This window comes from Gluconacetobacter takamatsuzukensis (assembly GCF_014174275.1).
In the GTDB taxonomy this organism is placed as follows: domain Bacteria; phylum Pseudomonadota; class Alphaproteobacteria; order Acetobacterales; family Acetobacteraceae; genus Gluconacetobacter; species Gluconacetobacter takamatsuzukensis.
The window spans coordinates 42149-58548 of sequence record NZ_JABEQK010000002.1 but is presented as its reverse complement, the minus strand read 5'-3'; the positions used below and the strand labels follow the sequence as shown (position 1 = coordinate 58548).

The window sequence follows — 16400 nt, the reverse complement described above, 5'->3', positions numbered from 1 at the left end:
CCACAGGAAGGGCCGCGCGGCCGAAGCGGCGGAATACGGCGCTTGCCGCCCCGGGGGCAGGCCGCTTACACAAATATAAGAGGGCGCTACGCCCTGTCGGATTCCGGACCTCTCGACGACGGACGGCCCCATGGTGTTTCACGCGACCCTCCAGGGCGAACGCTACCGGTTCGACGATCTGCGCACCCTGCTGGCCCGGGCCTCGCCACTGCGCTCGGGCGACGAACTGATCGGCGTGGCAGCCGCCGACCCGGTGGAACGGGTGGCGGCGCGCGAGGCCCTGGCCAACCTGCCGCTGCGGGCCTTCCTCAGCGAATCCGTCATCCCCTTCGAACAGTGCGACGTCACCCGGCTGGTCGTCGAACGGCACGACGCGGCTGCCTTCGCGCCGATCGCGCACATGACGGTCGGCCAATGGCGCGACTGGCTGCTGGGGCACGAGGCCGACGCGGGCGCGCTGGCGGCGATCGCGCGCGGCCTGACGCCGGAAATGGTGTCGGCGGTCAGCAAGCTGATGCGCAACCAGGACCTGATCGCGGTCGCCCGCAAGGTGCGTGTCGTCACCGCCTTCCGCAACACGCAGGGGCTGAAGGGGCGCCTGGGCTCGCGCCTCCAGCCCAATCACCCGACCGACGATGCGCGCGGCATCGCCGCCGCGCTGCTGGACGGGCTGCTGCTGGGCGCGGGCGACGCGGTGCTGGGCATCAACCCGGCCACCGATTCCATCGAGACCGGCATGGTGCTGGTGCGGATGCTCGACGAGGTCCGCCAACGCTACGACATCCCGACCCAGAGCTGCGTGCTGACCCACATCACCAACACGCTGGCGATGATCGCGCGCGGGGCACCGGTCGACCTGGTCTTCCAGTCGATCGCCGGCACCCAGCGCGCCAACGAAAGCTTCGGCGTCTCGCTGGCCCTGCTGGACGAGGCCCATCAGGCGGCACGCAGCCTGCGGCGCGGCAGCGTGGGCGAGAACGTGATGTATTTCGAGACCGGGCAGGGCGCGGCGATTTCGGCCGACGCCCATTTCGGGGTCGACCAGCAGACGCTGGAAGTCCGCGCCTATGCCGTGGCGCGCGAATACGCGCCGCTACTGGTCAATACGGTGGTGGGATTCATCGGCCCCGAATATCTTTATGACGGCAAGCAGATCATTCGGGCTGGCCTGGAAGATCATTTCTGCGGCAAACTGATGGGCCTGCCGATGGGCTGCGACGTCTGCTACACCAACCATGCGGAAGCCGACCAGGACGATAGCGACGATCTGATGATGCTGCTGGCGGCGGCAGGGGTGAATTTCCTGATCGCCGTTCCGGGAGGGGATGACGTGATGCTGAATTACCAGAGCCTGTCCTACCACGACATCCTGACCCTCCGCTCCGTCTACGACGCCGCCCCGGCCCCCGAATTCGAACATTGGCTGGAACGGATGGCCCTGCTGGACGGCCGGCGCCGCGTGAACGCCAACGCCCCCCTCTCCCTGCCCGGATTCATGGACCCGCGTGACTGATACCCGCGCGCCCGACCTGCCGCGCGATCCCTGGGCCGCGCTGCGGGGCCTGACGCATGCCCGCATCGGCCTGGGCCGGGCGGGCGACGCGCTGGCGGGGGCGGATGTGCGCGCCTTGCAGGCGGCGCACGCGGCGGCCCGCCGGGCCGTCCACGCGACGCTGGACCCCGCGCGGCTTTCCCTGCCCGAACCGTTCATCGAAGTGCGCAGCCGCGCGCCCGATCGCGGCATTTTCGTGCGCCGCCCGGATCTGGGGCGCCGGCTATGCGCGCAGGATGCCGCGCGCCTGCCGCACGCGCCCTGCGACGTCGCGTTCGTCATCGCCGACGGGCTGTCGGCACTGGCGGCGGCCCGCCAGGCGCCCGGCGTGCTGGAGGCCGCGCGGGCCGCCCTGCCGGAATGGTCCATCGGCCCCGTCATCGTCGCGCACAATGCGCGCGTGGCGCTGGGCGACGAGATCGGCGCGCTGCTCGGCGCGCGCTGCGTCGTCATGATGATCGGCGAGCGGCCGGGCCTCAGCGCCGCCGACAGCCTCAGCCTCTACCTGACATGGGACCCGAAGGTCGGCCGCATGGATTCCGAACGCAACTGCCTCTCCAACATCCATGCCCATGGCGGCATGACGCATGACGAAGCCGCCTTCCGCCTCGCCTGGCTGCTGCGCGGCGCGCGCACGCTGGGGCGCAGCGGCATCGCCCTCAAGGATGACAGCATGACGGCCCATCTGCCGCCCCCCGCGCCATGACCACCCAGCCCGACGCGCTGCCCCGCCATCTGGGCGTCATCCATCTCTGGTCCATCGCGGTCGGCCTGGTCATCTCGGGCGAGTATTTCGGCTGGAGCTACGGCTGGGCCAGCGCCGGCACGCTCGGCTTCCTGGTGGCGACCCTCGCCGTCGCGCTGATGTACCTGTCGCTGATCTTCTCCTATACCGAACTGACGACCGCCATGCCGCGCGCGGGCGGCCCGTTCGTGTATGTCACCGCCGCGTTCGGGCGGCGGGCGGGGCTGATCGCGGGCATCGCCTCGGTCATGGAATTCGTCTTCGCGCCGCCCGCCATCGCGCTGGCCATCGGCGCCTACCTGCATGTGCAATATCCGTGGCTCTCCCCGACCATGGCGGCGGCGGGCGCGTTCTGTGCGTTCATGGCGCTCAATATCGCAGGCGTGCACCTTGCCGCGCGGTTCGAACTGTTCGTGACGGTGGCGGCGATCATCGAACTGCTCATCTTCATGGTCGTCGTCTGGCCCGGCTTTTCGATGGCACGCTTCACCGATGGCGGCTGGGCGGGCAGCGGGCAGGTCTCCCTCGCGGCCTTCGGCGGCATCGCGCGCTCGGTGCCGTTCGCGATCTGGTTCTTCCTCGCCATCGAGGGCGTGGCCCTGACGGCCGAGGAAGCGCGCGACCCGCACCGCACCCTGCCGCTGGCCTATGTCGCGTCGATCTTCACGCTGGTCGCCCTCGCGCTGGGCGTGATGGTGCTGGCGGGCGGGGTGGGCGACTGGCGCGCCCTGGCCGACCGCAACGACCCGCTGCCGCAGGCCATGCGCATCGTCGTCGGCCCGCATAGCGGCTACGTCCACATGCTGGTGTGGCTGGGCCTGTTCGGGCTGATCGCCTCGCTGCACGGCATCATCATGGGCTATTCGCGGCAGATCTACGCCCTGGCGCGCGACGGCGGCCTGCCCCGCCTGCTCGCCCACCGCCACCCCCGCCTCGGCACGCCCTGGGTCGCGACGCTCGCCGGGGGTGCGATCGGCATCATCGCCATTCTCTGCGACGATTTCGCCAGCTTCGGCGGCCAGTCGCTGACGGCCTCGCTGGTCACGCTGTCGGTGTTCGGCGCGCTGATCGTCTATGTGCTGACCATGGCCAGCCTGTTCAGGCTCCGCCGCCGCGACGGCAGCGCGCATCTGGTGTGGAAGGTGCCGGGCTTTCCCTACGTCCCCGCCTTCGCGCTGCTCGCGGCGTCCGGCGCGCTGGTCCTGATGGGGGTTTTCCACCCGGTCGCGCTGGGGATCGCGGTATTGTTTGTTGGTGGCGCCATCGCGCTGCCGGGCGCGGAGAATGGTCGGGCCACCGGCGACAGTTTCTGACCGGCCTTTCTGCCGGGCATATGGCCGATCTGCCCTTCCGGTCTCAGGCGTGTTCGGTCATCAGGGCGGCAAGGATCGAAACGGCCTCGGCCGGTGCATAGGGTTTCTCCAGAATCGGCACATCGGAAAAGGATGGTGACAAGGACTTTTCCTTTCCGTACCCAGTGGCGAACGCAAACGGGATGCCTCGTGCCGCCAGATCGGCGGCGACAGGCGTGGACGTGACGCCCTGAACATTCATGTCCAGAAGGGCGAGGTCGATCGTCTGCGTTTTCAGCAGGTCCAGGGCCGTCCGGATGTCCGGCGCGATGAAGGCATGTGCCTGGATTTGAGACTGGAGGGTGTATTCCAGATCCGCCGCAATCAGGAATTCGTCTTCCAGGATCAGGATGTTCCTGTCGCGGAGCAGGTCCTGCGGGCGCCCGGAGGCTGCGGGGACGGGCTTTTGCGAAGGTGCGGGCGGTCTGTCCGCGTCCGCCGGGACCACCATGACGGTGGCCGCGGGCAGGCTGATCTCGACATAGACCCCCTCGGGATCGAAAGAGCGCCGGGTCGTGCCTTGCAGGTCATGGCTGATGGCACGATCGATCAGCAGGCTGCCGAAGCCGGAGCGGTGCGGCGTCTGGACAAGCGGCCCGTCGCGCTCCTGCCACTGGATCGCGCATGTTCCCGACAGGGCATCATGCGTCCACCTGACGCTCAGCCGGCCTGACGGCGTGGAAAGGGCGCCGTATTTGGCGGCGTTGGTCGTCAATTCGTGAAACAGCAGGGCGAGCGGGGTCAGGGCCTTTTCCGTCAGGCGGATATCGGGACCGGTCAGGACGATCTTGCCTTCACCCGACGCGTAGGGCGCCGTTTCCGTGGCCAGGAGGTGCCGCAGGGAAGCATCGGTCGTCGTGCCGACGGCAAGATCATGGGCGTTGGCCAGGGCCTGGATGCGGCCCTGGATGCTTTCCCGATAGTCGGCGGCGCTGGTCTGCTGCGGCGGCAGGCGGCCGAGGAGAGAGCCCACGACCGCCAGCACGTTCTTGACCCGATGGTTGAGTTCATCGTTGACGATGCGCTGCGTTCTGTCCGCGATGAGGCTTTCCTGCAATTTCATCCAGCTCGATCGCGCGGCGATCTCCACCAGTTCCGAACGGAACAGGGAAGCGAGTTCGCAATCGCTTGCCGACCAGATGGATGACTGGTGCCGGACCTCCTCGGTCCAGATTTCAAAACTGCGGTGCGGCGTCAGGCGTATGCCGTGCGGGCCCGTGCTGTAGGTCTTGGCGGGGTCGCCGCCCCAGACGACCGTCTGCACCATCTCCCGCCGGAAGAGGACCAGGCAATCGTCCTGTTCCGGCGAGAAGGGAATGATCATGGCCCCGCAGAGATCGGACGGCGGCAGCGCCGGACAGTCCCGCGCCAGCCATTCGCTCTGCCAGATCTGATTGCTGGCGGCGGTGCCGGCATGAGCCACGAGCGTCCTGACATCGGCTTCGGAAAGGGCGAGCCCGACCGAGACCCAGCCCTGGTCGGTCAGGACCCCGCTGCCGTCGCAGGAAATGATCTCCGGAAGGCCGGGAAGATGCTCGCGCGCACGGGGAAGCAGATCGAGGGTATCGGGCATGTCGTGCAGGAAGCGGGACAGAAAGCGGTGCGCAGCCTGGCTGAGGCTGAGGCGCTGCGACCGGTGCAGGGAAACCGTTTGCAGACCGATGAACGCCCCGATCATTTTCGCCGCGATCCGCTCCGCCATGAACAGGACCCGTGGGCTGTAATGATGACAGGCGATCAGCCCCCACAGCCTGCCATCGACGATCAGCGAGACCGACATGGAGGCATGGACGCCCATATTGAGCAGATATTCGCAATGGATGGGCGAAACGGCGCGCAGATGCATGAACGACATGTCCAGCGGCGCGATGCCCGGTTTTTCGATGAGTGGAACGGCCTGATAGTGGGCGTCGCCTATGACGCGGATCGGGGACCGCCTGTAAAGTTCCCTCGCCTGGGCGGGAATGTCGCTGCTGGGAAAATGCTGTCCGAGGAAGCTTTCGAGGTCGTCCCTGCGATCTTCGACGATGACCTGGCCGGACCAGTCAGGCGCGAAGCGGTACACCATGACACGGTCGTAGCCGAACATCTGGCGCATCGACACCGCGACGTCACGCAGCATCGACAGAAGGTCCTCCGGGTCGCGTGCGCATTCCAGCAGCCGCCGCTGCCTGACGGACAGGCGGGCATGCAGTTGCGGCGGTGTCGCATCCTCGAATTCAATGATGATGGTATCGGCCGCCCGATGAACCGCGATGTCCCGCCGTTGGTGGCCGGGAAAGGCGACGTCGAAGGCGATTTCCGGCGAGGTGGTATCCTCCGTACCCGCCAGCGTGAGAATGCGTGCGGCGGCGTCCTGCCCGACACACTCCTCCAGGGACATGCCCAGGCGCAGAGCGGATCGCTTCATGAAGTCCGCGACGTTCCTGGAAAATCTGACGAGGCTGCGACCGTTTTCCGCGAACACCATCACGCATCCCGTGGGCTGGATGCTGGCGGGAATGTGGATGGGCTCCCGATCGCAGTTCGTCAGGTCCGCCTGGCCGAAGACAGTCTGTTCACCGTCTTTTCCTGTCATGAGTTTTTCTGAATCTGGCACGTGGCGACCGTCTGCATGGCAAGAATGGCGGAATCGAATGTCTGGAGAGCAGCGCGGTCCGCAGCGACCGAATCGGCGGGCAACTGTTCGAGACGATGCACGAACTCCCGCCATCTGGACGGATCGCCTGCCTGCGCGGCCAGATGCCGTGCACCGTGGGTTTCCGTGAATCCGTGGTCGGCGGCCTGCCGGCGCAGAATGCGCGCGCCCAGGGCCGATCCCTCCAGGACGTAGAGCATGCCCATCGTAGCCGCCGTGCTGTCCGGGGGCGGCATGGCGACCGGGACGGGCAGCGGAATCGCGAGGTCGTCCAGATCCCGCATCAGCAGGGGGGCAAGTTCCTTGAACGTCCAGGACCGGAGTATCCCGGGCCATGGCGCCGTTCGCAGCGCCTGCTCGGCACCGAAACGGAAAGCAGCGATCCCGGAAAGATAGGCGCGATAGGCCGCGGCGCTTTCGATCGGCCCGACGCAGGTATCGAGAATGGCGTGGCGGGACCGGGTGGCTGCATGAAGCCGGGATCGGATGGGGGAACTCTGCATCGTCGGTCTACCGGAAAGAACGCATGATACTGCGCGGCGGCATGCCATGGCGCCTGCCTCCGCGCGATCCGCCGTCGGAACGCACGGTCTTCCGCCGGTCTGCGATCTGGCGAGGGCGGGGTATCAGTCCCGCACCCGCTCGATCTGCGCCCCGCATTGCGCCAGCTTGCGCTCCACGGCCTCGTATCCGCGATCCAGATGATACACCCGGCTCAGGATCGTCTCGCCATGCGCCGCCAGCCCCGCGAGGATCAGCGAGAACGAGGCCCGCAGGTCGGTCGCCATCACCGGCGCGCCCGACAGCGAATGCACGCCGCGAATGATGGCCGAGGAGCCATGAACGTTGATGCGCGCGCCCATGCGGTTCAGTTCCGGCACGTGCATGAAGCGGTTTTCGAAGATCGTCTCCGTCACCATCGACGCGCCCTCGGCAACCGACAGCATGGCCATGAACTGCGCCTGCATGTCGGTGGGGAAGCCGGGATAGGGCTCGGTCATGATGTCCACGCCGCGCAGCGCCCCGGTGCGGCGGACGCGCAGCGCGTCGTCCTCCTGGAACACTTCCACGCCGGCTTCCTCCAGCGTGCGCACCACCGCGCCCAGATGCTCGGCCCGGCCGCCGACCAGCCGCAGCTCGCCGCCGGTGATGGCGGCGGCACAGGCATAGGTGCCGCATTCGATCCGGTCGGGCATCACGCTGTGGGTGGTGCCGTGCAGGGCCTCGACGCCCTCGATCGTCAGCGTGCCGGAGCCCGAGCCGGTGATGCGCGCGCCCATGCTGTTGAGGCAGGCGACGAGGTCCCCGATCTCCGGCTCCCGCGCCGCGTTGATGATCTCGGTCCGCCCGCGTGCCAGGCAGGAGGCCATCAGCAGGTTCTCGGTGGCGCCGACCGAGGCGAAGGGCAGGACGATACGGTCCCCGACCAGCCCGCGCGGGGCGCGGGCGTTGATATAGCCGCCTTCCAGCGAGATCTCGGCGCCCAGCGCCTCCAGCCCCTTCAGGTGCATGTCCACCGGGCGGGTGCCGATGGCGCAGCCGCCGGGCAGCGACACCCGGGCTTCGCCGCAGCGCGCCAGCAGCGGGCCCAGCACCAGGATCGAGGCGCGCATCTGCGACACGATGTCGTAGGGCGCGACGGTGTTGGTGATGGTGCCGCCGACGGCCAGCGTGCCGCCGTCGCCTTCCAGGTCCTCCACCGTCACGCCGTGCTGTTCCAGCAGGCGGCGCATGGTGGTGATGTCGGCGATGCGCGGCACGTTGCGCAGCACCAGCCGCTCCGACGTCAGCAGGCCGGCGACCAGCAGTTTCAGCGCCGCGTTCTTGGCGCCGCCGATGACGATGTCGCCGCGCAGCCGCTGGCCGCCGTGAATGATGAAACGGTCCATGGCGGGTGTCCTACATCCGGGGGGTGGCGACGCCGCGCTGGCCCATATACTTGCCGGCGCGGTCGGCATAGCTGACCTCGCAGGGCGAGGCACCCTGGAAGAACAGGAACTGGCAGATGCCTTCGTTGGCGTAGATGCGCGCGGGCAGCGGGGTGGTGTTGCTGATCTCGATCGTCACCTGCCCCTCCCATTCGGGCTCCAGCGGGGTGACGTTCACGATGATGCCGCAGCGGGCATAGGTCGACTTGCCCAGGCAGACCACCAGCGTATCGCGCGGAATGCGGAAATATTCGATCGTGTGCGCCAGCGCGAAACTGTTGGGCGGGATGATGCAGACCGGCCCCGTGCGGGTGACGAAGCTGTTGGCCGCGAAATCCTTGGGGTCGACGATGGCGTTGTCGACATCGGTGAAGATCTTGAATTCCTCGGCCACCCGCGCGTCGTAGCCGTAGGAGGACAGGCCGTAGGAAATCACGCCCTCGCGCTTCTGCTGTTCCACGAAGGGTTCGATCATCCCGGCCTCCGAGGCCATGCGTCGGATCCAGCTGTCGGGCATAATGGGCATGTGCGGTCCCTTGCGTCGCGCGGAGGGGGGCGAATCTCCTCCCGTATCTGCCCAGACCACTAGCGAAGGCCGGCCCCGACCGCAATCAACTCGCGCGGTTTGTCGTGTCCCCGGCCGAGGCAGAGGCGGCAGGGGCGGGGGCGTCGGCCTCGCCGCTATCGGCGCGGGCGCGCGATTGCTGCTTGCGGCGGCGCAGGTTGGCCCGCAGGGCCGCGGCCTCGCGCGCCAGGCGCTCCTGCCGCGCGATCTCGGCCTTCTCGGCCTTGGTCAGCGGGGGAGGGGAGGAGTCGGTCATGACAATGGTCCGTATCGGAAAGGTCAGCGGCCGCGGCGGCGCGCAGCAAACAACAGGACCAGCGACGCCGCCATCAGCAGCGCGCCGGCGATATCCAGCCCCAGGATGGGCCAGCCCCGGCCCAGCAGCGGCCAGTGCCATTGCGACTGCCCGACTTCCAGCAGGATGCTGGCGCCGAAGCAGAACAGGGCGGCACTCTGGGTCCATGACACCACGCGCGACGCGGGGGGCCTGGGCTGCGGGGCAGTGCGGAACGGATCATTGGGCATCGGTGTGTAGGATCGCTTCCTGCAAGGGGTCCATGTCGTGAACGGGCTCGGCGTCGGGCCCGACCTGCGCCACCTGCCAGGCGAACCAGTCGGCCAGGCTGGAGCCCAGGATTTCGTCATACACCGCCAGCGTCGCCTGCTGCATCGCCTGCGTGGTATAGCGGGCCAGCACATGGGCGCGGGCGGCGGCGCCCAGGGCCGTGGCCTCGTCGGGCGTCAGGCGCAGCATGGTGCCGATCGCCGCCGCCAGCGCGTCGGCGTCGCCGGGCGGCACCAGCAGGCCGGTCTGCCCGTCCACCACCGTTTCCATCGCCGCGCCGTGGGCAGCGACCACGACCGGGCGGCCCATCGCCTGGGCCTCGACCACCACCCGGCCGAACGGTTCGGGCTCCAGCGAGGGCACCACCACCACGTCGGCCATCGCCAGCGCCGCCGGCATGTCGGCGCAATGGCCGGCAAAGAACACCCGCCCGCGCAGGGCCGGATGGGCCTGGGCCATCTGCTTCAGGCTGTCGCCGAACCGGTCGCGCCGGCGGGCAGGGCCGACGAAGACGCAGGCCCATGGCCGCTCGCCGCCGCCCTGGGCATCCAGCCGGGTCAGCGCCTCCAGCAGTAGGGCCTGGCCCTTCCAGCGGGTCAGCCGGCCCGGCAGCATGACGATCGCGGCACCCTCGGGCAGGCCCCACTGGTCGGCCAGCGCCTGCATGCGGGGCCCGCGCACCGTGGCGGGGTCGAAACGCGCGGTGTCGGCCCCGCGCGGGATCACGCGCAGCCGGTCGGGCCCCACGCGATAGTCGCGGGCCAGCCGCCGCGCGATGAAGGCGCTGACGGCGATCACCCGCCTTCCGGAGGCCATGACGGCATTATAGCGCCGCTTGCCCGGCACGTTCTCGCTGTACACGCCATGCCAGGTCGTCACCAGTGGCACGCCGGTCATCCGGCAGGCCAGCGCCGCCGACCAGCCCGGCGCGCGCGAACGCGCATGGACCAGATGCACCCCCCGCTCGCGGATCACCCGCGCCAGCCGCCGCGCATTGAGCAGGATCGAGACCGGGTTCTTGGGCCGCAGGTCCAGCGGCACATGGATACCCCCGGCATAGGTCAGGCGCGGCAGCATGCGCCCGCCGAAACAGGCCGCCAGCGCCACGCCCCCGGCCTGCGTGACGGCCTGCGCCATGTCGACCGTGCCCTGTTCGATCCCGCCGGCATCGAGCGCGGGCAGGACCTGAAGAATGACAGGGCGGGCGACAGGCATGTCCATGAAGGCCTGTCTAGCATGAATGAACCGGCCGCGCATCGGCCGGAGGCCCGCCCTGCGCGCCAATTATCACGATCGCGTGATATGTGATCGTGTAACATCGACACGGCCATCGACCGGGGGTATAGAGAGGGTCAAGGGGCCAAAGCGCCTCCAAGAAGATAGAAGAACAAGAAGAATCAAGAAGAAACGGAAACCTTCATGAAGAAGGGCGTGCGCTCGCTGCCGTCCCTTTTCCCGGTGCCGCCCTGCCTGTGACCGACCTACGTCGGTTCCGGGGGCGGCACCGGGCTATCCCCCCGTTTTCTTCCCCCCGCTCCCCTCCGGTTCGCCTTGCCGCACATGATGCGGGCAGGTGCTGTTTGCATCCTGGACGTTCTGGATTAATCAGGGCGGATGATGCGCGTTCTCGTGATCAAGCTTGGGGCGCTGGGCGACCTCGTCCTGGCCTTCGCGCCCTTCGCGGCCATCCGCGCCCGCTATCCCGATGCCGAAATCACGCTCCTGACCACCGCGCCCTTCGCGGCGCTGATGGAATCCGCCCCCTGGTTCGACCATGTGGCGGTCGATTCCCGGCCCGCCTGGCGCGACCTGCGCGGCCTGATGCGCCTGCGCCGGCTGATAACCGGCTTCGATGCGGTGTACGACCTCCAGACCTCCGGCCGCTCCTCGCGCTATTTCCGGCTGGCCGGCCGCCCGCGCTGGTCGGGCATCGCGGCCGGCGCCTGCTGGCCGCACGACAATCCGCAGCGCGACTTCATGCACACCCGCGCCCGCCAGCGCGACCAATTGCGCCGGGCCGGGATCGACCATGTCCCCGACCCCGACCTGTCCTGGCTCGCCGGGGGCGGCCCGGTGCTGCCGGGCCCCTATGCCCTGCTGGTGCCCGGCGCGGCCCCCCACCGGCCGGCCAAGCGCTGGCCGGCCGAGCGGTTCGGCGCGCTGGCCCGCCAGCTGGCCGCGCGGGGGCTGACGCCGGTCGTGGTCGGCACGGCGGGCGAATCCGCCCTGGCCGCCACCATCCGCGCCGCCTGCCCCGAAGCCGTGGACCTGACGGGCCGCACCAGCCTCGCCGACCTGGCCGGGCTGGCCGCCCGCGCGGCGCTGGCGGTGGGCAACGATACCGGGCCCATGCACCTGGCCGCCGCCATGGGCTGCCCCGCCACGGTCCTGTTCTCGCGCGACAGCGACCCGGCCCGCACCGCGCCGCAGGGCCGGGTCGCGGGCCAGGTACGGGTGCTGCGCGTTGACGATCTGGCCCTTCTGGGCGTGGATAGGGTTGCGGCCTCGGTCGCCTGACGCCATTACAGGCTCTTCCTGTTTATCGGAGCATCGACATCATGCCTGCCATCACCCTGCCTGACGGATCCGTTCGCCATTTCGACGGGCCGGTGACGGGGACGACGGTGGCGGCGTCCATCGGGCCCGGCCTGGCCCGCGCCGCCCTGGCGATGGTCGTCGACGGCGCCGAGATGGACCTGTCGCGCGAGATTGCGCACGACGCCTCGGTGCGCTTCATCACCCGCAAGGACGATGCGGCGCTGGAGATGATCCGCCACGACGCCGCCCATGTGCTGGCCGAGGCGGTGCAGTCGCTGTGGCCCGGCACCCAGGTCACGATCGGCCCGTCGATCGAAAACGGCTTCTATTACGATTTCTATCGCAACGAGCCCTTCTCGCCCGAGGATTTCGCGGCCATCGAGGCCCGCATGCGCGAGATCGTGGCCGCCAACGCCCCCTTCCAGCGCGAAGTCTGGCCCCGTGACGAGGCCATCCGCTTCTTCGAGGCGAAAGGCGAGCGCTTCAAGGCCGAGCTGATCCGCGACCTGCCCGAGAGCGAGCCGATCTCGATCTACCGCCAGGGCGAATGGCTGGACCTGTGCCGTGGGCCCCACATGCGCGGCACCGGCGATATCGGCACCGCCTTCAAGCTGATGAAGGTAGCCGGCGCCTACTGGCGCGGCGACCATCGCAACCCGATGCTGACCCGCATCTACGGCACCGCCTGGCGCGACCAGAAGGAGCTGGATGCCCACCTGCACCGGCTGGAGGAAGCCGAGCGCCGCGACCATCGCCGCATCGGCCGCGAGATGGACCTGTTCCACATCCAGGAAGAGGCCGTGGGCTCGATCTTCTGGCACGCCAAGGGCTGGCGGATCTACACCGCGTTGCAGGACTATATGCGCCGCGCCCAGATCCGCGGCGGGTACGAGGAAGTCCGCACCCCGCAGCTGGTCGACCGCGCGCTGTGGGAGGCCTCGGGCCACTGGGACAAATATCGCGAGCACATGTTCGTCGCGACCGTCGAGGACGAGGACAAGACCCTCGCCCTGAAGCCGATGAACTGCCCGTGCCACGTGCAGATCTTCCGCCACGGCCTGCGCTCGTACCGCGAGCTGCCGCTGCGCATGGCCGAATTCGGCGCCTGCCATCGCTACGAGCCCTCGGGCGCGCTGCACGGCATCATGCGCGTGCGCTCCTTCACCCAGGACGACGCGCACATCTTCTGCACCGACGACCAGATCGCGGCCGAGACCGCGCGCTTCGTGCGCATGCTGGCCGAAGTCTATGCCGACCTGGGCTTCGAGAGCTTCCGCGTGAAGTTCGCCGACCGGCCCGAGCAGCGCGCCGGCACCGACGAGACCTGGGACAAGGCCGAGGGCGCGCTGATCGAGGCCTGCCGCCTGGCCGGCGTGGAATACGAATATAATCCCGGCGAGGGCGCCTTCTACGGCCCGAAGCTGGAATTCGTGCTGCGCGACGCCATCGGCCGCGACTGGCAGTGCGGCACGTTGCAGGTCGATTACGTGCTGCCCGAGCGGCTGGATGCCAGCTATATCGGCGAGGACAGCGCCCGCCACCGCCCGGTGATGCTGCACCGGGCCATCCTGGGCTCGTTCGAGCGCTTCCTGGGCATCCTGATCGAGCAGTATGCGGGCCGCTTCCCGCTGTGGCTGGCGCCGGTGCAGGTGGTGGTGGCCTCGATCGTCACCGACGCGGCACCCTATGCCGAGCAGGTGGCGGCGGCGCTGAAACAGGCCGGCCTGACGGTCGAGACCGACGTGCGCAGCGACAAGATCAACGCCAAGGTGCGCGAGCACAGCCTGGCGCGCGTGCCGGTGATCCTGGTCGTTGGCCGCAAGGAGGCCGAGGAGGGCACGGTGGCCATGCGCCGCCTCGGCGGCGCGGCGCAGGAGGTCCTGCCGCTGGACGCGGCCGTGGCCGCGCTGGCGCAGGAAGCCCTGCCGCCCGACCTGCGCCGGGCGGCCACGCCCGCCGCGTAAAGCCTCCCGATACGGTCCCCCGGGGCCGTATCCGGCACCGGCGGGAATGGCGGCAGCGGGCCGCCTGCTGCCGGTGCATGGCTGAATCGAATGCGCATGCGATGAGAATGCTTGATCTGGGTCGCCTGTTTGGGTCAATAACGGCCAGTCCGGAAAGCCATCGCGCCGTTCCGGCCCTATAGCTGGAACAGGCCCCGGGGGTGGATACCGCCCAGGGCGGCGGGATGCGGCCATGCCTCGTCTCGCGGACGCGGGCGCGACAGGCGAACGCGCCGGTCCTGGCGGGCTCGGGCGACACAAGGCCCCGGACACGAAGACAAATACAGGAGCCGACCATAGCCAGACCTCCGATGCCCACTCCGCCTAACCGCGAGGGCCCCCGTGTCAATGAGGAAATCCGCGTTCCGCAGGTGCGTCTGATCGACGCGGAGGGCGAGATGCTCGGCGTCATGCCCACGCGTGATGCCCTGGCACGTGCTTATGCCGTTGGCCTCGACCTGCTGGAAATCAGCCCGAACGCCGAACCGCCGGTCGCCAAGATTCTCGACTACGGCAAGTTCAAGTACGAGCAGCAGAAGAAGCGGAACGAGGCCCGCAAGAAGCAGAAGGTCATCGAGATCAAGGAGGTCAAGGTCCGGCCGAACATCGATGAAAACGACTATCAGGTGAAGATGCGCGCCATGAAGTCGTTCATCGGCGAGGGCGACAAGGTCAAGGTGACGCTGCGTTTCCGTGGCCGCGAAATGGCCCACCAGGACCTCGGCATCAAGGTTCTGGAGCGCATCCGCACCGAGATGGACGAACAGGCGAAGGTCGAGCAGATGCCCAAGCTCGAAAACCGCCAGATGATCATGGTGCTCTCGCCCCGCTGAGCGGGACGATCCCCTGGCCGACGAAAAAAGCCCGGACCTCGGTCCGGGCTTTTTTCATGCGCCGTCCTATACCGTGCCGGGGTCCGGCGGCGGCCTCCATTGCGGCCGCGCAACCCCGCCGCCCTTCCGGGCCCGCACCACGGCGGTATCCAGTGCCGAGAGAAAGGTCGAGCGGTCCGCGCGGGTAAACCCCCGCCCGCCCTGCATGATCGCCCCGGTGGAGCGCAAATCCTCCATCAGGTTGCGCATCGCCAGCGCCATGCCGATCGCATCCGCGTCCAGCACCCGCCCGCGCGGGTCCAGCACGCAGGCCCCCTGCGCCACGCAGCGCGCCGCCAGCGGAATATCGGCCGAGACGACGATGTCGCGCGTCCCCGCCCGTTCGGCGATCCAGTCGTCGGCGACATCCATCCCCTGCGTCACCACCACCCGCTCGATCAGGGGCGAGGACGGGATGGCGATCATCCGGTTCGACACCACGAACGTGTGCAGCCCATGGCGCAGCGCCACGCGATAGGTCTCGTCGCGGACGGGGCAGGCATCGGCATCGATGAAGATCCGGGTGGGGGGATGCGGGGACAAGAGGACGATCGATCCGGTCGCGGCCCGCCCCTCAGGGCGCGAGCATGAAGGTGGCCGAGGCGGTGGCCGACACGTCCTGCTCCTCGGCCGGCGCCATGGGCGCCGAGGCGGCGCGGGCCATCATCATCATCGGCATCGGGCGCGGCCCGCCATGGTCGGAGAGCGTGACGGAGCGGATCGAGGCGATCTTCAGCCCCAGCACCTTCGCCGCCGCGTCCGCCCGCTGCCGGGCATCGGTCAGCGCGGCGGCCTCGGCCTGCCGGGTCAGGCCCTGGCGCCGGTCGGCCGACAGCGACCATTCCAGCCCGCTCAGGCCCAGCCCCTTGGCCTGCAACTGCCCCACCAGGGCCAGCAGCGCCACGCCGTCGGGGCCCGTCAGGCGGATGCTCTGGCGCGCCGTCCAGGCCGGGGCCTTGCCGCCCTCGTTATGCTCGGCCGAATAATCCTCGGTCACGGTCGTCAGCCCGCCGGCCGCCTTGGCGGCATCGATGGCGGTGCGGGCCAGGCTGTTCACGCGCTCCTGCGCCGCCGCGGCACCGGGGGCGCTCGCCTCGGCGAACAGGGTGGCCGTCAGCCGGTCGGGGGCGGCATGCACGGTGCCGGTGCCCGACAGGGTCAGCGCGGTGCCGGCCGGGGCGTGGCGGGGCAGCATCTCGGGCATGCCCGGCCCCTGGTCGGGCGGCATGTCCTGGGCGGAGGCGGCGAGGGGCAGGACGATCGCGGCGGTCAGGGCGCAGGCCCCGAGGGCATGCCGGTGGAACGCGGTCATGAATGCGTGTCTTCCTTCAGCGCCATCAGGGCACGGCGCAGTTGAACGATGCCCGACCGCACCTTGCCCTCGTGGCACAGATGCGTGCCCTGGGCGCGCAGATCGTCGACATCCTGCCGCAGCGGCGGCCCATAGGCGTCGATCACGGCGGCCAGCCGGTTGCAGAACGCCCGGCTGTCGCTGGTGATGATGACCGGATGGTTGGGGTCGGTCCCGTCATGGCCGCCCGCCGCCATCGACGCGTCCATGTCCGGCGGCGGCGCCAGGCCGCACAGGCACAGGCTCATGACCGCCAGTGCCGTGATCGCGAGGGGCTGTGAATTCATGGAC

Annotated in this window: 16 protein-coding genes; 6 read left to right on the top strand and 10 right to left on the bottom strand. The window is 69.1% G+C overall.

Translation table 11 applies throughout. The features are described from left to right. Positions 1-130: 130 nt before the first annotated feature. From HLH27_RS02630 to eat, 3 genes are read left to right on the top strand one after another with little or no spacing between them, the layout of a single operon-like run. The gene (locus tag HLH27_RS02630) at positions 131-1513 is read left to right on the top strand and encodes an ethanolamine ammonia-lyase subunit EutB (RefSeq protein ID WP_182947574.1); all 1383 of its coding nucleotides are present in this window, start codon (positions 131-133) and stop codon (positions 1511-1513) included. After that, complete coding sequence (gene eutC, locus HLH27_RS02625) at positions 1506-2258, top strand: ethanolamine ammonia-lyase subunit EutC (RefSeq protein ID WP_338029825.1); 753 nt, start codon at positions 1506-1508, stop codon at positions 2256-2258. The genes HLH27_RS02630 and eutC overlap by 8 nt, the downstream gene beginning before the upstream one ends. Then, on the top strand, positions 2255-3610 hold the full coding sequence (gene eat / locus HLH27_RS02620; protein ID WP_182947573.1) for an ethanolamine permease: 1356 nt from the start codon (positions 2255-2257) through the stop codon (positions 3608-3610). The genes eutC and eat overlap by 4 nt, the downstream gene beginning before the upstream one ends. Before the next feature lie 43 nt (positions 3611-3653). Here eat and HLH27_RS02615 read toward each other — a convergent pair whose 3' ends face one another. The 7 genes from HLH27_RS02615 to HLH27_RS02585 form a co-directional block, all read right to left on the bottom strand. Continuing rightward, complete coding sequence (locus HLH27_RS02615; RefSeq protein ID WP_182947572.1) at positions 3654-6227, bottom strand: HWE histidine kinase domain-containing protein; 2574 nt, start codon at positions 6225-6227, stop codon at positions 3654-3656. Beyond that, positions 6224-6838: a biliverdin-producing heme oxygenase gene (locus HLH27_RS02610; RefSeq protein WP_182947571.1), complete on the bottom strand. Its 615-nt coding sequence runs from the start codon at positions 6836-6838 to the stop codon at positions 6224-6226. Before HLH27_RS02610 ends, HLH27_RS02615 begins: the two co-directional genes overlap by 4 nt. 75 nt (positions 6839-6913) lie before the next feature. After that, the gene (gene murA, locus HLH27_RS02605) at positions 6914-8176 is read right to left on the bottom strand and encodes a UDP-N-acetylglucosamine 1-carboxyvinyltransferase (protein ID WP_182947570.1); all 1263 of its coding nucleotides are present in this window, start codon (positions 8174-8176) and stop codon (positions 6914-6916) included. Positions 8177-8186: 10 nt separating this feature from the next. Continuing rightward, positions 8187-8741 carry a dCTP deaminase gene (gene dcd / locus HLH27_RS02600; RefSeq protein ID WP_182947569.1) on the bottom strand — a complete coding sequence of 185 codons (555 nt, stop codon included), beginning with the start codon at positions 8739-8741 and terminating at the stop codon, positions 8187-8189. Between the two features lie 85 nt (positions 8742-8826). Then, the gene (locus tag HLH27_RS02595; protein WP_182947568.1) at positions 8827-9036 is read right to left on the bottom strand and encodes a hypothetical protein; all 210 of its coding nucleotides are present in this window, start codon (positions 9034-9036) and stop codon (positions 8827-8829) included. A 23-nt stretch (positions 9037-9059) separates the two neighbouring features. Next, positions 9060-9305 (bottom strand): hypothetical protein, encoded by a 246-nt coding sequence (locus HLH27_RS02590; RefSeq protein WP_182947567.1) that lies wholly within the window; start codon positions 9303-9305, stop codon positions 9060-9062. Further along, positions 9295-10566: a glycosyltransferase family 4 protein gene (locus tag HLH27_RS02585; protein ID WP_182947566.1), complete on the bottom strand. Its 1272-nt coding sequence runs from the start codon at positions 10564-10566 to the stop codon at positions 9295-9297. The genes HLH27_RS02590 and HLH27_RS02585 overlap by 11 nt, the downstream gene beginning before the upstream one ends. A 393-nt stretch (positions 10567-10959) precedes the next feature. Between HLH27_RS02585 and HLH27_RS02580 the strand changes: the two genes are divergently transcribed. The 3 genes from HLH27_RS02580 to infC all read left to right on the top strand — a co-directional run bounded on the left by HLH27_RS02580 (position 10960) and on the right by infC (position 14719). Then, complete coding sequence (locus tag HLH27_RS02580) at positions 10960-11862, top strand: glycosyltransferase family 9 protein (RefSeq protein WP_182947565.1); 903 nt, start codon at positions 10960-10962, stop codon at positions 11860-11862. Positions 11863-11903: 41 nt separating this feature from the next. Continuing rightward, a complete protein-coding gene (gene thrS / locus HLH27_RS02575; protein WP_182947564.1) occupies positions 11904-13847 on the top strand; it encodes a threonine--tRNA ligase in 1944 nt (647 codons plus the stop codon). A 350-nt stretch (positions 13848-14197) separates the two neighbouring features. Beyond that, positions 14198-14719, top strand: coding sequence for a translation initiation factor IF-3 (gene infC, locus HLH27_RS02570; RefSeq protein WP_114725527.1), 522 nt, complete (start codon positions 14198-14200; stop codon positions 14717-14719). Positions 14720-14785: 66 nt separating this feature from the next. Here the strand turns inward: infC and HLH27_RS02565 are convergent, their stop codons facing one another. The 3 genes from HLH27_RS02565 to HLH27_RS02555 are packed head-to-tail and all read right to left on the bottom strand — an operon-like array spanning position 14786 to position 16396. Further along, the gene (locus tag HLH27_RS02565; protein ID WP_182947563.1) at positions 14786-15301 is read right to left on the bottom strand and encodes a YaiI/YqxD family protein; all 516 of its coding nucleotides are present in this window, start codon (positions 15299-15301) and stop codon (positions 14786-14788) included. Between the two features lie 31 nt (positions 15302-15332). Beyond that, positions 15333-16070: an SIMPL domain-containing protein gene (locus tag HLH27_RS02560; protein ID WP_182947562.1), complete on the bottom strand. Its 738-nt coding sequence runs from the start codon at positions 16068-16070 to the stop codon at positions 15333-15335. After that, positions 16067-16396 (bottom strand): hypothetical protein, encoded by a 330-nt coding sequence (locus HLH27_RS02555; RefSeq protein ID WP_182947561.1) that lies wholly within the window; start codon positions 16394-16396, stop codon positions 16067-16069. The genes HLH27_RS02560 and HLH27_RS02555 overlap by 4 nt, the downstream gene beginning before the upstream one ends. Between the last annotated feature and the right edge of the window lie 4 nt (positions 16397-16400).